The sequence below is a fragment of the Xanthomonas sp. 3075 genome, from assembly GCF_014197275.1.
GTDB lineage: Bacteria > Pseudomonadota > Gammaproteobacteria > Xanthomonadales > Xanthomonadaceae > Xanthomonas > Xanthomonas campestris_B.
On record NZ_JACIFI010000006.1, the window covers coordinates 102808 to 120545 of the forward strand.

The following is a 17738-nucleotide window of genomic DNA, read 5'->3' on the forward strand; positions in this document are numbered from 1 at the left end:
TCATGGTCAGCGTCACATCCGCAGCGCGTGCGCAGCCGGCGCGCGATGCCGCTTCCAGCAAACAGACTTCCGGCGTTCGGATCGTCCCCTTCGATGCCCCGCTGGGCGCCGAAGTGATCGGCCTGGACCTGTCGCAGCCCTTGGATACGGACACCTTTGCGCGCATCCATCGGGCGCACCTGGATCACCACGTGCTGGTCTTCCGCGACCAACGCATCACCCCCGCCCAGCAGGTCGCCTTCAGCCGTCGCTTCGGTCCGCTGCAGATCCATGTGCTGCGCAATTTCCAGCTGCGCGGACATCCGGAAGTGCTGGTGGTGTCCAACATCAAGGAAAACGGCGAGCCGATCGGCCTGGGCGATGCCGGCCACTACTGGCACTCGGACCTGTCGTACAAGCAAACGCCGAGTCTCGGTTCGTTGTTGCATGCGCAGGAACTGCCCAGCGAAGGCGGCGATACCTTGTTCGCCAATCAGCATCTGGCCTGGCAAACCCTGCCCGACGCGCTCCAGCGCACCGTGCAGGCTCTGCATGCCGAACATAGCTATCTGGCCAGGTACGAAGAACTGCGTGCGCGCAATCCGTGGCGCCCGGCACTGACGCCGGAGCAGATCGCCGAAGTGAAGCCGGTGCAGCATCCGATCGTGCGCACCCACCCGGAAACCGGCCACAAAGCGCTGTTCGTCAGCGAGCATTTCACCACTCGCATCGTCGGCTTGCCGGACGACGAAAGCGATGCGTTGCTGCAGACCCTGTTCGAACACAGCACCCGCGATGCCTTGGTGTACCGGCATCGTTGGCAGCCCTACGACATGGTGTTCTGGGACAACCGCTCGGTGATGCATCTGGCAACCGGGACGCCCGATCACCTGCGCCGCCGGCTCAACCGCACCACCATCGAAGGCGATGCACCGTTCTAGACGACGCGCCGCCCCGCACGTCCCAAGGCCTGTCATGCGCCGTGGGACGCGCGACCTCCCTCCCCCTCTCGACTGGAGCGCCGCATGCGTTTGACCGTCACTTCTCACGCACGTCCGCAGCGCCGACGTTTTTCCCGCCGTGTTGCGCTGCTGCTCCTGGCCGCATTGCCGTTGCTGCACAGCGCGCATGCACAGGCCGAAGGAAAACTGCGCGTGGCCAAACAGTTCGGCATCGTCTATCTGCTGCTGGACGTGGCGCAGGATCAGAAACTGATCGAGCAGCAAGGCAAGGCCGCCGGCGTGGACATCGACGTACAGTTTCTGCAATTGTCCGGTGGCGCGGCAGTCAACGATGCGTTGCTGACCGGTTCGATCGATATCGCCGGCGCCGGCGTCGGGCCGTTATTCACCATCTGGGACCGTACCCGCGGCCGGCAGAACGTGCGCGGCGTGGCGTCGCTGGGCAACTTTCCTTACTACCTGATCAGCAACAATCCGCGCATCAAGAGTATCGGCGATTTCACCCCGCAGGACCGTATTGCGCTACCGGCCACCGGCGTGTCGGTGCAGTCGCGCTTTCTGCAGCACGCCTCGCAGCAACGCTGGGGCGACAAGGGCACGCATCAGCTGGACCCGCTGCAGGTCGCATTGCCGCACCCGGATGCCGCCGCCGCGATCATCCGTGGCCGCACCGAGATCACCGCACACTTTGCCAGCCCACCGTTTCAGGAACAGGAACTGGCGCGCAATCCTGCCGCACACATCGTGACCAGTTCCTACGACATCGAAGGCGGCCCCTCGTCGGCGACGGTGCTGTATGCCACCGAGAAATTCCGCCGCGACAACCCCAAGACCTATCGCGCCTTCGTCGCTGCGCTGGATCAGGCCGCGCATTTTGTCACCGCACACCCGGAGCAGGCCGCGGATATCTTCCTGCGCCGCAATGGCTCGAGCATCGATCGCGCGCTGGTGTTGCAGATCATCAAGGACCCGAAGGTGCAGTTCACCGTGGTGCCGCAAAACACCTTGGGGCTGGGAAAGTTCATGCAACACAGCGGCGCGATCAAGCAGCGCCCGACCACGTTGAACGACTACTTTTTCGATGATCCGTCGATTGCGGGCGGGAGCTGATCGATGACAACCCCACTACTGCAGGTCGATCACGTCAGCCTGGAATACGCCTCCGCGCAACGCGTGGTGCGTGCGACCCACCGCGTACGCTTCGATGTGCATGCGGCCGATCGCTTCGTGCTGCTGGGGCCGTCGGGCTGCGGCAAATCCACCCTGCTCAAGGCAGTGGCCGGCTTCGTGACTCCGCGCGAGGGGCAGATCCGTCTGGACGGCAACCCGGTCACCGGGCCGGGACCGGATCGGGTGGTCGTGTTTCAGGAGTTCGATCAGCTGGCGCCGTGGAAGAGCGTGCGCGAAAACGTGGTGTTCGGTCTGCGCGCGGCTCGCAAACTCTCACGCGCCGAAGCACGCGAACGTGCGGACGACAGCCTGGCGCAGGTCGGGCTGAGCGCCTTTGCCGAGGCGTATCCGCATACCTTGTCCGGCGGCATGAAGCAGCGCGTGGCGATCGCGCGCGCGTTGGCGATGCGCCCGCGCGTGCTGTTGATGGACGAGCCGTTCGCCGCGCTCGATGCGTTGACGCGTTCGCGCATGCAGGAGCAGGTGCTGGAGTTGTGGGAACAGTCGCGCTTCACCCTGTTGTTCGTCACCCACTCGATCGAAGAAGCGCTGGTGGTCGGCAATCGCGTGTTGCTGCTGTCGCCGCATCCCGGCCAGGTGCGCGCCGAACTCAACGCACATGCATTCGGCCCGCACAGTGCCGGCAGCGTGGCATTTCAGCAGACCGCGCAGCGCATTCATCGGTTGCTGTTCGATCTGCCCGACGACACCCTGGACGACAACAAGGTGGCGCCATTGCGTCGCCTCGCCGTGCGCCAACGCGAGGCGCTGCCATGAGCCGCCGCACTGCGAGCGCGCTGCCGCCGATCCCACCGGTGCGCCCCGAGTACGAGTTCGCCCTGCAACCGCTGGACCCTGCAGTGGTCGCCGCCGCCACGCCGACGCGCTGGCAGGCTCCACCCTGGCTGCGCAAGGCGCTGGTGCTGGCGGTGTTGGTCGCGGGATGGGAGATCGCCGCGCGCGTGGTCGGCGACGATCTCATGCTGCCCAGCGCCCTGCAGACCGCACGCGCGTTTTACGCAGGGCTGCTGTCGGGCGAATTGCTGCGCCGCGTGGGCGCTTCGCTGCGCGTGCTGGCGCAGGGCTACGCGCTCGGGGTGGTGCTGGCATTCGTACTGACCGCACTGGCCGCCTCCACGCGCTGGGGCCGCGACGTGCTCGGCACGCTGACGGCCATGTTCAATCCGCTGCCTGCCATCGCGCTGCTGCCGCTGGCCTTGCTGTGGTTCGGCCTGGGCACCGGCAGCCTGGTCTTCGTGCTGGTGCACTCGGTGCTGTGGCCGTTGGCGCTGACCACGTACGCCGGTTTCCAGGCGGTACCGGAAACGCTGCGCATGGCCGGGCGCAACTACGGCCTGCGCGGCTCGCGCTACGTGGTGCAATTGCTGATCCCGGCCGCGTTGCCGGCAATTCTGTCGGGCTTGAAGATCGGCTGGGCGTTCGCCTGGCGCACCCTGATCGCTGCCGAACTGGTGTTCGGCGCCACCTCCGGCCAGGGCGGTCTGGGTTGGTACATCTTTCAGAACCGCAATGAACTGTATACCGACCGGGTGTTCGCCGGCCTGGCGATGGTGATCGTGCTGGGGCTGCTGGTGGAAGGTGTGGTCTTCCAGGCGATCGAGCGGCTGACCGTGCGCCGCTGGGGAATGCAGCGCTAGCACCGGACTCGTCCGTACGGTCGCGTGCGCTTAACGCAGTTGGCTTATGCTGCCCGCCCGTTCATCTCTGCCTGCCGTCATGCCCACTGCGCCCTTCACCGCTTACCTGTACCCGATCCTGCTGTTGCTCGCCAGCAATGTGTTCATGACCTTCGCCTGGTACGGGCATCTGAAGTACAAAAGCACGCCGCTGATGATCGCCATCCTGGTCAGCTGGGGTATCGCGTTCTTCGAATACTGCCTGCAGGTGCCCGGTAATCGCATGGGTAGCGCAGTGTATTCCGCCCCGCAGCTCAAGGGCATGCAGGAAGTGATCACGCTGCTGGTGTTCGCAGGATTCTCCACGTTCTACCTGGGCCAGTCGCTGAAGTGGAATCACTGGGCTGCGTTCGGACTGATCCTGGTGGCGGCGTTTTTGATGTTCAAGGAATAACCCAGCCAGCAACGCGACTGCGGGTGCCCGACAAGGCGCCTGCGATCGGTGTGCCACGTGCTCCGATGCGCCTCGCACGGTCTCGTGCGCAACCTGGCTGCATCGCATCACGCGCGCTGCGGAACTTCACAACGCTTCGCAGCGCGCAGGTGATGCGTGCAGTGCGTGATTCGGCGCAACCGGTTCAGGGCGATATAGCTGCCCGCTCCACCCACTGTGTGAAGACTGCATCCAGTTGTGCATCCTTGACCGGCTTGCGGTTCTGCACCGCTTCGGCCTGCTGGAACAGCGGCATGATCATTGCCATGCCATCCGGCTTGGTTTTCAGATGCAGGCCGGGCGGTGTGTCCAGGAACCGGGCCCAACGCGTGCGCACCTTGGCCCAGTAGCCTTGGGTGGCTTTCCAGTACGCATAGGCCGGCGTGAAGTCGACCTCGGTGGTCTTGCGGTAATCGTTGAAGCCGAACTCGCGCGCGATCGCCTCCTGGCTGCCGTCGGGCTTGCGCAGCACCTTGGTGTTGAACTGTTCGTGAGTCCACCCGTTGGGCGTGAGCGTATGCCGATTGATCACCGACAACGCGTTGTAGTCGCTGCGCTTGGTGTACTCGCGGCGCGGCAACGGCCGCCAGCTCGGATCGCTGGTCCAGGTGGGATGGCCGTCGGCGTAGCCCCAGCGACCGGTGCCGCAATAGCGTGGCGCGTCGCTGACCTCGTAGACGCATTGCGTCCAGGCGCCGGTGGTGACTGCCGGCGGCAGTGCATGCACCGTCCAGGTCTGGTCGGCGGTGAACTCGAAACGTTGCGGCGCCTCATACACCCAGTCCTGCCGCCAATGCTTGGTCACGTGCCTGGTCTTTTCGTCGACCAACAGATGCTGCAGCACCAGCTTGCGTGGTGAATCCTCCACCACGATCACCACTTCATTGGCGCCACTGCGCATGGCCGAGGCGCGCTCGTAACCGGGCTTGAGCAGCACGGTTTCGTCGAAGGCAAAATCCACGGCATATTCGCCCTGCATCGCCAGGATGCTCTGGCGATCACGCTGGGCATCGGCGGCGGCAATCAAGGGTGCAAGGCTCAGTGCCAGGGCAATGCAACGCGGAAACGTTCGGCTCATCGGAACTCTCGTGTAGTGGTTGGAGACGTCAGCGACGTCGTCATGTGGGTTGAATCGATCTTGCTTGATGGGGTGGAAGCAGTGCGCAAGGCGGCCGCGCTGGCGCAACAGCAATCATCCACGGCCACGCGACCGTCGATGCCTTCTTCGCGTGCCAGCCGCGCGGCAACGTCCGCACCCAGCGCCGACACGGTCGCCACGCTGGCGACAAACGGTTGCTCGCCACTGGCGGCGGTGTGCAGGCGCAGCGCGCTCAATCGCCAGGTCTCACCGCGCATGCGCCCAGCCAGGCGACGCCACAGCCGCTCGCCGACGCCTGCCGCATGGGTTTCCATCGGCAGCGGCCGCAGGCGCGAGATCAGCCGATCCCAGATCAGAAAGTCGCTGTCCGGCAGCAGGCACAGGCGCCAGCAACACTGTCCTTCGGCGTCGAAGAACCAGATGCTTTCGCGCACGCCATCGCTGTCGACCTGGCGGCACGCCGCCGCATCCACCGCATGCCGCCAGCCCTCCAGTGCATTGCCCAATGCGGGCCGATACAGACACAGCATCGTGCCCAGCGCCGCCAACTGCTGCGGACGCGGCAACCCAGCGCGCGTGGCAGGTGCATGCGACAACGACGGCAGTGGACGGGCGATGGACATGGCCACTACCAGCTCACGGCCAGACTGACCGAGGCAGTGCGCCCGGCGCCGGTGAAGCGGTCGAGCACCGTGCTGCTGGCCAGCGTGCCGTTGGGCAGCGCGTTCCAGTCCACATAGCGGCGATCGGCCAGATTGAAGATGCCGGCGGTGACCTTGGCGCCCGGTGCGAACGCCCAATGCCCCATCAGGTCCAGCGTGGCGTAGCCGGCCGGGGTGTAATAGCTGTCCAGCTGCGGGCGGCGCTTGCGCGCCACGAAGGTGCCGATCAACTCCGCGCCCCAGCCATCGCTGTCGAAGGCCACACCGAGCGTGCCGCGCAACGGGTCGACCGAATTGAGCGGTGTGTCGTCGGTGAGATTGTCGCCTTGCGCATATGCCACCGCGCTATTGAGCGACCAACCCGGCCAGCCGGCCAAGGCGCCCAGATCGATTCCGCCGCGCGCTTCGGCGCCCTTGATGACCACATCGTCCACATTGCGCGACTGGAACAGCATCAGCCCCTCCGCATTGAAGCCAGCCGGCGCATACGATTCGATGAAGTTGCGGTAGTCGGTGTAGTACACGCTGACGCCCAGATACCCGATCGCGTCGTTGAAACGCAGCCCCAGCTCGCCACCGCGGCTGGTCTCCGATTTCAGGTCCGGGTTGGCGATGGCGGTATAGCGCGCCTGCAGATTGGTGAAGCCGATATTGACGTCGTTGTACGGCGGCGCGCGGAAGCCATGCGCGTAATTGGCATATGCCGACCACGCATCGCTGAAGCGCCACACCGCGCCAAACTTGGGCGAGACCTGCTGTTCGTCGATGGTGGCAGCGGCAACGCCGGGATTGTCTTCGCGGAAGATAGCGTCCACCTGCGGCGACAGGCGGAAATAATCCACGCGCACACCCGGCGTCAGCGACAGCTTGCCATCGAACAGGCGGATCTCGTCCTGCGCATACAACCCGAGCTTGGTGGTTTCGCTCTTTGGGAAGTCGCGCACCGGGAACACGTCCTGCCCCACGCGATTGGTCACCACGCCATTGGCCAGATTGACCGAATACCCGTCGCGCTTGGCGCGGGTATCGGTCCAGGTGCCGTCCAGACCATAGGTAATGTCGTGGCTGAGCGTGCCGGTGTCGATGAATTTGTGCGCGTTGACAAGCAAGCCGTACACACGCTGATCGAAGTTGTGTTCGTTGTGACGGCGGGTGTTGTTGCCACGCAGCTCGTCGGTACGCTGCAGACTCTCGCTGTCCTGGCGATACAGCTGCCACTGCAGATCGTCGGCGAGCGCCGAGTCCAGCGCATCCAGTTCGTGCCGGAACGAGACGCGTGCACGCGTCTGGTGGTCGCGGCCCTGCTGCGAAAGAATGCGCAGCGACGCGGTGGGCGAGCGTGTGTCGATGCCGGTCAACGCATCAATGCTGCCGTAATCTTCGTTGCCTTCCACGGTGAGCTTGAAGCGCTGTTGCGCATTCGGGGCGTACACCAGTTTGGCGAGCACGCTGCGCCCATCGATGCGCTGCGTGTTGGCTGCGGTACGGGTGAAATCGCGGCTGCGGTTGTCGCCCTGGTTCTGCGCCTCCTGGCCCTGGCGGTGACTCACCGCCACCATGCCGCTCCAGCGCTCGCCTCCAAACGCGCCGGTGGCACCGGCGAACAGGCCGTTCCAGTCGCCTTCGTAGCCAAACTTCAGGCCGACATAGCTGTACTTGTCGGCGCTGAGATAATCGGACGGATCCTTGGTGACGAACGCCACCACCCCGCCCAGCGCATCGGAGCCGTACAGCGAGCTGGCCGGCCCGCGCACCACTTCGACGCGCTTGAGCGTTTCCAGATCGACGAAGTTGCGGTTGGCGTTGAGGTAGCTGCCGAAATTGAAGGTGTCCGACACCGGCACGTTGTCGACCAGGATCGCCACACGGTTGCCGTCCAGCCCGCGGATGCGAATGCCGCTGGCACCGGTGAAGCGCCCGCTATTGGTCGTCACCGAGACACCCGGCGTGTAGCGGAACAGATCCTTGAGCTCGCGCACGAGTTGGTTGTCGAGCTGTTCGCGATCGATCACATCCACCGTGCTCGGCACATCGACCAGGGCGCGCTGGGTGCGCGTGGCGGTGACCTGCAGGCGATCGAAGTCGTATACCTCACGCGCGGTCTCGCCGCCGGCAGTGAGGTCGGCGGCATGGACACACAACGGAACAGCAGGCAACGCAAGCGACAGCGCGACCACCAGCGGATGCAGGCGAATCATCGGGAACCTTTGAAGGAAATTCCCGGCAGCGCGTGCTGCTGACAACGCTGCGATCAGCCGCCGGGAAGAGACAGGGTGTGCACGGACGGCGGCGGCAGCGCCCGCGATGGGTGATCCGACCCGACGCGCAGGCGCGGGGTCGGATGAAACGTCTTACTTGGTGAGGATGAGCTTGTCGTTGCTGGTATGGCGCAGGCGATAGATACGGTCGCCATGCTGGATCAGCACTTCGCGACGGCCCTTGAGCAGCGCCTCGCTGCTGATGAGGTCTTCGGCGGGCACGGCGCGCGGGGCGGCGCGGTCGCGCAGGTTGACCGGTTCGGAGCGAAGCTGCACGGGATGAGCGGTCATGGTCTGGGTCTCCAGTCGGTTGGCCAGACAAATAATAACCATTCTCATTTAATGATCAAGAGGCATTCTCATCTTTATCCTTTCATTCTCAGATCACTTCGACCAATTCGATTCACAAGGTCAATCAGCTTCACGCTGGGACACGGCTCCGGTGAGCTGCTTTGTTCGCCCTTTTCTCTTCTCCCGTTTACGGGAGAAGGTGCCCCGCAGGGGCGGATGAGGGAGCACTGCGGTGGCTTAAGCCTGACCCCGGCCCTGACCCAGCCGCGCCGGCAGCCTGGATCGCCTGGATGACTGCGCTTACCCATGCAGCCACAGCGTCTGCGTCAAACCACTGCCTGAAACGCGCTCCATTGCGCCGCGCTGCCACGCCTTGCGCATGGCCAACGCCGTCTCAGCGCGTCACTTCCTCCACCCGCGCCCAATCGGCGGCATCGACCTGGGTCAGCGTCTCCAGCGCGCCAAGGTTCTCCTCCAGTTGCGCTACCCGGCTGGCGCCCAGGATCACCGTGGACACCTGCGGGTTGCGCAGGCACCAGGCGATGGCCAGGCGGGCGGGCGACTGGCCCAGTTCGGCCGCCAGTGCGCAGAACGCGCGTGCGCGTTCCAGGCGGCGGGCTTCGGGTGCGCCCAACACTTCGTCCTGCAACCAGTGATTGCCCGGCTGGCCCAGGCGGCTGTCGGCATCCACGCCGGCGTTGTACTTACCGGTCAGCAGGCCCGAGGCCAGCGGCGACCAGATCGTGGTGCCTAGCCCGCCCTCGCACAGCGGCGCGTATTCGCGCTCCAGCCGGTCGCGGTGCAACAGGTTGTACTGCGGCTGCTCCATCGCCGGCGCGTGCAGGTGTTCCTGCTCGGCGATCGCAATGGCGGCACGCAATTGGTCGGCGCTCCATTCGGAAGTCCCCCAGTACAGCACCTTGCCCTGGCGGATCAGCGCATCCATGGCGCGCACGGTTTCCTGGATCGGCGTGTCCGGATCGGGCCGGTGGCAGAAATACAGGTCCAGATACTCCACCCGCAGGCGCTTGAGCGCGGCGTGGCAAGCGTCGGTGACGTGCTTGCGCGACAGCCCGCGCTGGGTGGGGCGCGGGCTGTCCACCGCGCCGAAGAACACCTTGCTCGACACGCAGTAACCATCGCGCGGCAGACGCAGGTCGGCGATCACATCGCCCATCACCTCTTCGGCGCGGCCGCGCGCATAGACCTCGGCGTTGTCGAAGAAGTTGATACCGTTGTCCCAGGCGGCGGCGATCAGGTTGCGCGCTTCGCCACGCCCGATCTGCTTGCCGAAGGTGACCCAGGCCCCGAATGAAAGGGCCGACAGCTGCAGCCCGGTGGACCCCAGACGACGGTAATGCATTGGCAGACTCCAACAACCTCCGCGGCGCCCTGCCCCGGATCGGCGTGCGCAGTGTAGGACGTGAGGTTGCTGGGGCGACAGGGCATGTCGTACTGGCCTAATAATCACTGTGGATCCGCAGGTACGCTGTTTGCCCGAAGGCATCGCTTTCCGATCAGCAGCCACGAAGAGTGGAAGCGCGGTGTCGTATCCGGGGGCGGGACCGTGTGGCGGCATGGATGCCGCCACCGAGCCTCCAGGGACGGATTCACGGCGTGTCCCGCTCCCGGATGCGGCGCCGCGCATCGACCGCTCCCACCCGCGACGTCTGACCGGTTTTTGAGAAAGCCTCGGTCACCGCGGGGCGCTTGCACGCGTACCGGCGTGGGACACGCCGCGAGTACGTCCGTGTAGGCTCTTATGCGGCATCCATGCCGCATAAGGTCCCACGCCGGTACGCGCGCAAGCACCTTCGGCTGTCGTCGGCGACTGATGGAAAAGCAGCGTCTGGCTGCCGGATCGAATCACGCAGCGTGGCCTTCGCTGGCGTCATCGCGCTATCCCTTCCACTACCAGTGAGTCGACTCCGCAAATCCCCCACTTTGCGCAAGCACGGCTCACCCGCTCGCCACTGCCGGCCTGCCAGCGCCCGCTGCATCTCGGCTGCGGGCTAAAGGGGAGCCTCTGAACACCGCTCGCCTTGCCCACCGTCACCCCCTGCTCTAGGCTTCTCGGTTTGCCGTCTGCGCCGGGGAATGGAATGGTCGAAGGTTTGGGAAGGATCGGCTTCGGCCTGTTCGGTCTGGCGGTGCTTATCGGCATCACCTGGCTGTTTTCGAACAATCGTCGCGCGATCGACTGGAAGCTGGTCGCCACCGGTCTGGCGCTGCAGATCTCGTTCGCCGCACTGGTGCTGCTGGTGCCGGGCGGACGCGATGTGTTCGACGCGCTGGGCAAGGGCTTCGTCAAGGTACTGAGCTTCGTCAATGAAGGGTCCACCTTCATTTTCGGCAACCTGATGAACATCGACAGCTATGGCTTCATTTTCGCGTTCCAGGTGTTGCCCACCATCATCTTCTTCTCGGCGCTGATGGGCGTGCTCTATCACCTGGGCGTGATGCAGGTGGTGGTGCGTGCGATGGCCTGGGCGATCACCAAGGTGATGCGCGTGTCCGGTGCGGAAACCACCAGCGTCTGCGCCAGCGTGTTCATCGGCCAGACCGAAGCGCCGCTGACGGTGCGCCCGTACATCCCCAAGATGACCCAGTCCGAGTTGCTGACGATGATGATCGGCGGCATGGCGCATATCGCCGGCGGCGTGCTGGCCGCGTACGTGGGCATGCTCGGCGGCAGCGACCCCGCGCAGCAGGCGTTCTACGCCAAGCATCTGCTCGCCGCCAGCATCATGGCCGCGCCGGCCACGCTGGTGGTCGCCAAGCTGCTGGTGCCGGAAACCGGCACGCCGCTGACCCGCGGCACGGTCAAGATGGAAGTGGAAAAGACCACCAGCAACGTCATCGACGCCGCCGCCGCCGGTGCCGGCGATGGCTTGCGGCTGGCGCTGAACATCGGCGCGATGCTGCTGGCTTTCATTGCGCTGATCGCCTTGATCAACGCACCGCTGACCTGGCTGGGCGAGATCACCGGCGCTGCTTCGCTGCTGGGCCGCCCGACGAACCTGTCGACCATCTTCGGCTACGTGCTGGCGCCGATCGCGTGGGTCATCGGGACGCCATGGGCGGACGCGACCACGGTCGGCTCGCTGATCGGGCAGAAGGTGGTGATCAACGAATTCGTCGCCTACAGCGAACTGTCGCGTATCGTGAAGGGCGAAGTGCCAGGCGTGGGCCTGAGCGCCGAAGGCCGGCTGATCGCCACGTATGCGCTGTGCGGCTTTGCCAACTTCAGCTCGATCGCAATCCAGATCGGCGGTATCGGGGGGCTGGCGCCGGAACGGCGTCACGATCTGGCCAAGTTCGGGCTGCGTGCGGTGCTGGGCGGTTCGATCGCTACCTTCATGACCGCTACCATTGCCGGGGTGCTCTCGCATTTCGGTTGAGGCGGCGCGGGTTCATCGGTGTGCCGGTCTAATCGCTGCACGCCACGTTTTATTCAGTCATTACAAGCAAGGGTATTTATGAGTTCGGTCGTCGTTGTCGGATCCTTCAATGTCGATCACGTGTGGCGTTGTGATGTCCTGCCTGCGCCGGGCGCCACCATCGCCGGCCGCTACAGCACCGGCCCCGGCGGCAAGGGCTTCAACCAGGCGGTCGCCGCCACGCGTGCCGGCGCAAAGACGCATTTCCTGTGCGCGCTGGGCGACGATGCCGGTGGTGCGCTGGCGCGCTCGCTGGCCGCGCACGATGGATTCGCGCTGATCGCCGAGCCCAGCAATGAGCCCACCGGCACCGGCGGCATCTATGTCGACGCGCATGGCCGCAATACCATCGTGATCGGCGCTGGCGCCAACTCCGTGCTGAGCGCGGGCTTCATCGACAACCAGCGCGCGTTGGTCGCCTCGGCCCGGGTGCTGCTGGCGCAGCTGGAATCGCCGGCGGAAACCATCGAATCGGCGCTGGCATTGGCGCGCGAATGCGGCGTGCTGACCGTGCTCAACGCCGCACCGGCCAATGCACCCACATCGATCGGCCTGCTCAAGCTGTCGGACGTGATGACGCCGAACGAAACCGAATTCGCCGCCCTGCTCGGCCGCCACGTCGGCGAACGGATCAATGCCGACGACGTCGCCGCGCTGGACGGCAACACGCTGCATTCGCTATGCCGCAAGCTGCTGCCGGGCGGCACCGTGGTGGTGACACTGGGCGCGGTGGGCGCGTTCATTTCGCACGCCGAAGAACAGCTGCGCGGCGATAGCGCGGTGCATTACCGGGTGGGTGCGGAAAGCGCGCAAACGGTCGACACCACCGGCGCCGGCGACGCCTTCAACGGCGCACTGGTGGCCTCGCTGGCGCAGTCGCCGGGTGCGAGCTTCATCACCCACGTGCGCTTTGCCACCCGCTACGCCGCTCGTTCCACCGAGGTGGAAGGTGCTGCGGCGTCGATGCCACGGCTGCTGCCGGACGCCGGCTAACTGCCTGCGCCGATGACGGTAGCGGCTTGCTTCGCTCGCCCTGCCCCACCTGACCGCCCGTCGCCGCGACGGGCCTGCATCACGACAAGGAGTGCTCGATGCGTCGTTTTTCCCTGATCCCGTTCGTTGCGCTGTGCGCCTGGCTTGTCCCGCTGTCGGCCGCTGCGCAGCGCTGCGACTGGAACGGCACTGCCAGCGATGCCGACCGCGCTGCGGTGACCGTGTCCGCGGACAGCCTGCAACAGGCGATCGCGCCACACTACGACGATGCCGACCAGCAAGACGGCGCCGCGCTGGCGCGCACGCTGCTGCAGCGTGCGCAGTCGCCGCAGGTACCGGGCAAGCTGGACGGCCGCTGGAAGGTGCGCTCGATCCAGGTCGACCAGCGGTTCGCCTATGCCTACCCCTATTTCAAGGCCGTGATCAGCCGCGATGCCTGCGGCTATCGTTTCAGCAAGATCAACGGCTCGCAGCGCCGCAGCGGCACGCTGTATCCACTGGCCAAGGACAGCCGCGAGTTCGCGTTCCTTGGTGCCAGCACGGTCAACGACGCACCGGAAGGCCGCTACGCGCCCGGCAACCTCCCAGACGGCACCAACGGCAACAGCGTCGGCCGGATGGTCGCACTGGGGCCGGACGAACTGCTGCTGATCCTGGACGGCGGCGCCAAGGGCTTCGAGCTATACCAGCTGATCCGCTGACACCGCGATCTTCGGCCCGGTCGCGTCCGCGCGACCCGGCTGGCGCATGCGCTGGCCTGCTCCAACCTGAGTGAGCGCTCGCCACTGTACGCGCCCCTCCGGCGGCGCCCGAGTTGGCAGCAGCGGCAACCGCAGCGACAATGCGCGCATGCAGATCGGCCCGTACACCATCGCCCCCAAGGTGATCCTCGCCCCGATGGCGGGCGTCACCGACAAGCCGTTCCGGTTGCTGTGCAAGCGCCTGGGCGCCGGGCTGGCGGTGTCGGAGATGACCATCTCCGATCCGCGCTTCTGGGGCACGCGCAAGTCGTTGCACCGCATGGACCACGCCGGCGAACCGGACCCGATCAGTGTGCAGATCGCCGGTACCGAGCCGCAGCAGCTGGCCGAGGCGGCGCGTTACAACGTGGACCATGGCGCGCAACTGATCGATATCAACATGGGCTGCCCGGCCAAGAAGGTCTGCAATGCCTGGGCCGGCTCGGCGTTGATGCGCGACGAGGAGCTGGTGGCGCGCATTCTGCGCGCGGTGGTGCAGGCCGTGGATGTGCCGGTGACGCTGAAGATCCGCACCGGCTGGGACTGCGATCACCGCAACGGCCCGACCATCGCACGCATCGCGCAGGATTGCGGCATCGCTGCGCTGGCCGTGCATGGCCGCACCCGCGACCAGCACTACACCGGCACTGCCGAGTACGCCACCATTGCCGAGATCAAGGCCGCGCTGCAGATTCCGGTGATCGCCAACGGCGATATCGATTCGCCGCAGAAAGCGGCGCAAGTGCTGCACGACACCGGCGTGGATGCGGTGATGATCGGCCGCGCCGCGCAGGGCCGTCCGTGGATCTTCGGCGAAGTGGCGCATTACCTGGCCACCGGCGAGTTGTTGCCGCCACCGTCATTGGTCTTCGTGCGCGACACCTTGCTCGGCCACCTGGAAGCGCTGCACGCGTTCTACGGGCAGCCGCAGGGCGTGCGTATCGCGCGTAAGCATCTGGGCTGGTACGCCAAGGATCACCCGCAAAGCGCCGACTTCCGCGCGGTGGTCAATCGCGCCGAAACCCCGGAAGCGCAGCTGGCGTTGACCGGCGACTACTTCGACGCGTTGATTGCCGGCGTACCGCCCGCGCTATCGGCCGCTGCCTGAGCTTTTGACGTTGCGCGCATGGGCGCTGCGTGCGCGATACGCGCAGAGATGCGGGGAGTTTCGACGACCAGGCGGGCGCCTGGGCAACACGCGCACGTGCGCGTAGCGCGCACCTGTTCCACTGGCACGACCACAGCGAGGCGCTACCTGCATGAGAGTGGCAACGGCGCCGGCGCCCCCAGCATCGAACGGATCGTGCTCGGCACTGGACGGAATCGGCACGATATCGATGGTTTCCACCACACGACTGATACGGCGCGCGAAGCCGGACAGTGGTTGTGAACCATCAGCCGGCGGCCTTCGCCATGACAGCGCCTTCCACCGACCTCTCAGGCACGTTGCTCGCAGCAAGGCGCAGGTGCGCTGCCATCGCACAGCCTGCAGCGTTTCTTCTTTCGCCCAGGCGAGCGCAACGGTTATTGACTCGCCGCTGCAGGCGCAGCCGCTGGCGAACCGGCATGTTCCAGATCGCCGGTCAGCACGGTGCTGCGGGGCTCGTGCCAGATGCGCTGCCACATCTGCGCCAATACCGCGCCGATCTGATTGCGTGCCACCGGCGCGCGGTAAGCAGCCTGGATCTGCCGGGGCACGATCGGCTGCCACTGCCCGTCGGCGCGATGGGCGACCACGAAGTTGAAGTTGTAGTCCGGCTCCAGGCCCATGCGCAGGTCGCTGAGCATCAAGTCGTCGTCTACAAGGCGCGCGCGCATGAAGCCGCGATTGAACCAGGTCAGCCGGCGCACCGTATCGAACGCAGCCACTTCTCCCAGCGCCTGGGTGTTGCTGGAATAGCCGCGAAACTGCATCGGCCCGGTGTCGGCCACCAGCGAGCGCTCACCGATCACATAGCCGTTTGGAGTCATCGCCACCACCCGCCACAGCAAGGTATTGAGCGGCATCGGCACCGAAAACCGCGGCGCATCGCCCAGTCCGAGCGCGGCCAGTGCGCGATCTGCCTGGCGATCGACCAGGTGCTTGGCCAGCAACGACCATCCCAGATAGCCGGAACTGAGCACCAGGCCAATCACCAGCACGTGCTGGGCGAGCGGGCGCGCGCGTGCAAACCAGGCCACCGCGCACGCCAGCAGCAACCACAGCGTGTAGGCCGGATCGACAATGAAAATGCTAGACCACATGGCCGGATGCGGCTGCAACGGCCACCAGAGCTGGGTGCCGTAGACGGTGAAGGCATCCAGCAGCGGATGGGTGATCAACGCCAGCTGGATCGCCCAGAACCAGCGCTTGGGCGCAGTGGCCACGCGCCCGTTGCCGTAGCGACGGAACAGCCACCAGATCAGCCAGCCCACCAACGGCAGCACGAACAACGAATGGCTGACGCTGCGATGCGCCGTCATCAACGTGACCGGGTCGTCGGTGAGCGGCAGCAGCACCAGCGCATCGAGGTCGGGCAAGGTGCCCAGTGCGGCGCCGGCCAGCAAGGCGGCGCGGCGCTGTCCGGCCGGCGCGATGGCGGCAGCGACGGCGCCGCCAAGAACGATCTGGGTCAATGAATCCATGCAGCGATGCTAGCAGCCCAGACCTCGCCCGGAGCCTTCACGCCAGTTCTCGCTGGCGTGCGGTCAGCCAGGTGACGCGCTCCGCCGCACCGCACCGCTGCAACAGCGGCAGCGCGTCGGTGAGCGCATGCCCGTTCGCAAGAGCGCAGCAGACGGCGCAACGCGCCGCACATCCAACGGCGCAGGCTTGGCCTTTGCATCAGCCACTACAACAACGGCGCACTCACGCCGCGCGCCGTTGCTCCATCTGTTGCGGTGCCAGCTCGGCCAGCACTTCGCCGTGATGATTCACCAGCTGCAGCGCGCCGCATTGCGTCTCGCGCAGCGCCGTCAGGCTCTCCACCCAGTCGCCGGTATTGGCGTAGATGTGCCCGGCCTGCATACGCAATGCCGCACGATGGATGTGACCGCAGACGATGCCGTCCAGATCGCGCCGTACCACATCGGCCAGGCCGGCGGCCACGAAGCGTCCGATGTAGCGCTCGGCGGCGCTGCTGCGGCGTTTGAGAAATTCGGCCAACGACCAATAGCGCATGCCCAGGCGGCGACGCAGGCGATTGGTCAGCTGGTTGCCGGTGAGGATGCGGTAGTACAACCAGTCGCCGAAGCGCTCCTGCAACCCACCGAAATGGGTCTGCGCATCATAATCGTCGCCGTGGGTGACCAGTAGCCGACGCCCGTCCAGCAAGGTGTGGATGCTGCGTCGACGCACCTGCATGGCCGGCATCATCAGGCCGCAGAAGCGGCGGATGGCACGATCGTGATTGCCGGGTACGTAGACGATCTCGGTGCCACGCCTGGCCTGCGCATGCAACGCGGCGATCACCTGCTGATGTGCCGCGTCCCAGACCGCGCGGCGTTGCGACATCCACCACAGGTCGACGATATCGCCCACCAGATACAAGGTCTGGCAGCGCTGGCGGGCAATGAATGCGGCAATCTCGGCGGCATGGCAATGCTGCGACCCCAGATGCAGATCGGACAGAAACAAGGCGCGGACGGGAGGATGCAAGGTGGACAGGCGCATGCGGACGTCTCCAGGGCAAAAATCCTCGCAGCCGCTGGCGAAGCGGTGCGCAGCCGGTGCGTGCGCCGCCTGCAGGCGTCGGCATCGCGTCGAACGGTCGGCGCACCCGCATCGCTGCGGCGCAGCTTGCCGCACTGGCGATCCCGCCCAGGGCCACTTGGCTGCCAACGTGGTCCTGCGCGCTCACTCCAGCCCGACGATGCCCGAAGACATCTCAGATTCCCCCGGGACCACCTCTGCATGCAGCGACGCAGCCCCGGCACGGGCGCATGCTGACCGCTCGACACGACCACCGCATGGCAGTATCAAGACAGCCGCATGACCATGCAAACCCGCGCCAGTACACGGTTTTAACGCCACAC

At 65.8% G+C, this 17738-nt stretch carries 16 protein-coding genes; 9 read left to right on the plus strand and 7 right to left on the minus strand.

Features of this window, described 5'->3' with window-relative positions:
* Window positions 1-2: 2 nt before the first annotated feature.
* From GGR62_RS07655 to GGR62_RS07675, 5 genes are all read left to right on the plus strand, one after another.
* Complete coding sequence (locus GGR62_RS07655; RefSeq protein WP_184407323.1) at window positions 3-920, plus strand: TauD/TfdA family dioxygenase; 918 nt, start codon at window positions 3-5, stop codon at window positions 918-920.
* Between the two features lie 84 nt (window positions 921-1004).
* A complete protein-coding gene (locus tag GGR62_RS07660; RefSeq protein WP_184407324.1) occupies window positions 1005-2051 on the plus strand; it encodes an ABC transporter substrate-binding protein in 1047 nt (348 codons plus the stop codon).
* A 3-nt stretch (window positions 2052-2054) separates the two neighbouring features.
* Window positions 2055-2888: an ABC transporter ATP-binding protein gene (locus tag GGR62_RS07665; RefSeq protein ID WP_184407325.1), complete on the plus strand. Its 834-nt coding sequence runs from the start codon at window positions 2055-2057 to the stop codon at window positions 2886-2888.
* On the plus strand, window positions 2885-3769 hold the full coding sequence (locus GGR62_RS07670) for an ABC transporter permease (RefSeq protein WP_184407326.1): 885 nt from the start codon (window positions 2885-2887) through the stop codon (window positions 3767-3769). Before GGR62_RS07665 ends, GGR62_RS07670 begins: the two co-directional genes overlap by 4 nt.
* A gap of 79 nt (window positions 3770-3848) precedes the next feature.
* Complete coding sequence (locus tag GGR62_RS07675; RefSeq protein WP_184407327.1) at window positions 3849-4202, plus strand: DMT family protein; 354 nt, start codon at window positions 3849-3851, stop codon at window positions 4200-4202.
* 184 nt (window positions 4203-4386) lie between these two features.
* On the opposite strand, the gene GGR62_RS07680 is transcribed toward GGR62_RS07675, so the two are convergent.
* The 5 genes from GGR62_RS07680 to GGR62_RS07700 all read right to left on the minus strand — a co-directional run bounded on the left by GGR62_RS07680 (window position 4387) and on the right by GGR62_RS07700 (window position 9914).
* A complete protein-coding gene (locus tag GGR62_RS07680; protein ID WP_184407328.1) occupies window positions 4387-5319 on the minus strand; it encodes a DUF6607 family protein in 933 nt (310 codons plus the stop codon).
* Complete coding sequence (locus GGR62_RS07685; RefSeq protein WP_184407329.1) at window positions 5316-5963, minus strand: Hemin transport protein; 648 nt, start codon at window positions 5961-5963, stop codon at window positions 5316-5318. Before GGR62_RS07685 ends, GGR62_RS07680 begins: the two co-directional genes overlap by 4 nt.
* Window positions 5964-5968: 5 nt before the next feature.
* Window positions 5969-8200 (minus strand): TonB-dependent hemoglobin/transferrin/lactoferrin family receptor, encoded by a 2232-nt coding sequence (locus GGR62_RS07690; protein ID WP_184407330.1) that lies wholly within the window; start codon window positions 8198-8200, stop codon window positions 5969-5971.
* 153 nt (window positions 8201-8353) lie between these two features.
* Window positions 8354-8593 (minus strand): hemin uptake protein HemP, encoded by a 240-nt coding sequence (locus GGR62_RS07695; RefSeq protein ID WP_184407425.1) that lies wholly within the window; start codon window positions 8591-8593, stop codon window positions 8354-8356.
* Window positions 8594-8945: 352 nt separating this feature from the next.
* Window positions 8946-9914 (minus strand): aldo/keto reductase, encoded by a 969-nt coding sequence (locus GGR62_RS07700; RefSeq protein ID WP_184407331.1) that lies wholly within the window; start codon window positions 9912-9914, stop codon window positions 8946-8948.
* Window positions 9915-10653: 739 nt separating this feature from the next.
* On the opposite strand from GGR62_RS07700, the gene GGR62_RS07705 reads away from it, so the two are divergent.
* The 4 genes from GGR62_RS07705 (at window position 10654) to dusB (ending at window position 14832) form a co-directional block, all read left to right on the plus strand.
* Entirely contained in the window at window positions 10654-11952 is a 1299-nt protein-coding gene (locus tag GGR62_RS07705; RefSeq protein WP_184407332.1) for a nucleoside transporter C-terminal domain-containing protein, read from the plus strand.
* A gap of 78 nt (window positions 11953-12030) precedes the next feature.
* On the plus strand, window positions 12031-12984 hold the full coding sequence (locus tag GGR62_RS07710; RefSeq protein ID WP_184407333.1) for a ribokinase: 954 nt from the start codon (window positions 12031-12033) through the stop codon (window positions 12982-12984).
* A gap of 98 nt (window positions 12985-13082) precedes the next feature.
* Complete coding sequence (locus GGR62_RS07715) at window positions 13083-13685, plus strand: DUF4893 domain-containing protein (RefSeq protein WP_184407334.1); 603 nt, start codon at window positions 13083-13085, stop codon at window positions 13683-13685.
* Window positions 13686-13833: 148 nt separating this feature from the next.
* Window positions 13834-14832: a tRNA dihydrouridine synthase DusB gene (dusB, locus tag GGR62_RS07720; RefSeq protein ID WP_184407335.1), complete on the plus strand. Its 999-nt coding sequence runs from the start codon at window positions 13834-13836 to the stop codon at window positions 14830-14832.
* A 416-nt stretch (window positions 14833-15248) separates the two neighbouring features.
* On the opposite strand, the gene GGR62_RS07725 is transcribed toward dusB, so the two are convergent.
* Both GGR62_RS07725 and GGR62_RS07730 read right to left on the minus strand, forming a co-directional pair.
* Entirely contained in the window at window positions 15249-16349 is a 1101-nt protein-coding gene (locus tag GGR62_RS07725) for a metal-dependent hydrolase (RefSeq protein ID WP_184407336.1), read from the minus strand.
* A 223-nt stretch (window positions 16350-16572) separates the two neighbouring features.
* Window positions 16573-17376, minus strand: coding sequence for a UDP-2,3-diacylglucosamine diphosphatase (locus GGR62_RS07730; protein ID WP_184407337.1), 804 nt, complete (start codon window positions 17374-17376; stop codon window positions 16573-16575).
* Between the last annotated feature and the right edge of the window lie 362 nt (window positions 17377-17738).

Excerpts from the sequence above, each read along its gene's own strand:
- GGR62_RS07655 (WP_184407323.1), top strand. The coding sequence starts at position 3 with ATGGTCAGCGTCACATCCGCAGCGCGTGCGCAGCCGGCGCGCGATGCC.
- GGR62_RS07660 (WP_184407324.1), top strand. The coding sequence starts at position 1,005 with ATGCGTTTGACCGTCACTTCTCACGCACGTCCGCAGCGCCGACGTTTT.
- GGR62_RS07665 (WP_184407325.1), top strand. The coding sequence starts at position 2,055 with ATGACAACCCCACTACTGCAGGTCGATCACGTCAGCCTGGAATACGCC.
- GGR62_RS07670 (WP_184407326.1), top strand. The coding sequence starts at position 2,885 with ATGAGCCGCCGCACTGCGAGCGCGCTGCCGCCGATCCCACCGGTGCGC.
- GGR62_RS07675 (WP_184407327.1), top strand. The coding sequence starts at position 3,849 with ATGCCCACTGCGCCCTTCACCGCTTACCTGTACCCGATCCTGCTGTTG.
- GGR62_RS07680 (WP_184407328.1), bottom strand. The coding sequence starts at position 5,319 with ATGAGCCGAACGTTTCCGCGTTGCATTGCCCTGGCACTGAGCCTTGCA.
- GGR62_RS07685 (WP_184407329.1), bottom strand. The coding sequence starts at position 5,963 with ATGTCCATCGCCCGTCCACTGCCGTCGTTGTCGCATGCACCTGCCACG.
- GGR62_RS07690 (WP_184407330.1), bottom strand. The coding sequence starts at position 8,200 with ATGATTCGCCTGCATCCGCTGGTGGTCGCGCTGTCGCTTGCGTTGCCT.
- GGR62_RS07695 (WP_184407425.1), bottom strand. The coding sequence starts at position 8,593 with ATGGTTATTATTTGTCTGGCCAACCGACTGGAGACCCAGACCATGACC.
- GGR62_RS07700 (WP_184407331.1), bottom strand. The coding sequence starts at position 9,914 with ATGCATTACCGTCGTCTGGGGTCCACCGGGCTGCAGCTGTCGGCCCTT.
- GGR62_RS07705 (WP_184407332.1), top strand. The coding sequence starts at position 10,654 with ATGGTCGAAGGTTTGGGAAGGATCGGCTTCGGCCTGTTCGGTCTGGCG.
- GGR62_RS07710 (WP_184407333.1), top strand. The coding sequence starts at position 12,031 with ATGAGTTCGGTCGTCGTTGTCGGATCCTTCAATGTCGATCACGTGTGG.
- GGR62_RS07715 (WP_184407334.1), top strand. The coding sequence starts at position 13,083 with ATGCGTCGTTTTTCCCTGATCCCGTTCGTTGCGCTGTGCGCCTGGCTT.
- dusB (WP_184407335.1), top strand. The coding sequence starts at position 13,834 with ATGCAGATCGGCCCGTACACCATCGCCCCCAAGGTGATCCTCGCCCCG.
- GGR62_RS07725 (WP_184407336.1), bottom strand. The coding sequence starts at position 16,349 with ATGGATTCATTGACCCAGATCGTTCTTGGCGGCGCCGTCGCTGCCGCC.
- GGR62_RS07730 (WP_184407337.1), bottom strand. The coding sequence starts at position 17,376 with ATGCGCCTGTCCACCTTGCATCCTCCCGTCCGCGCCTTGTTTCTGTCC.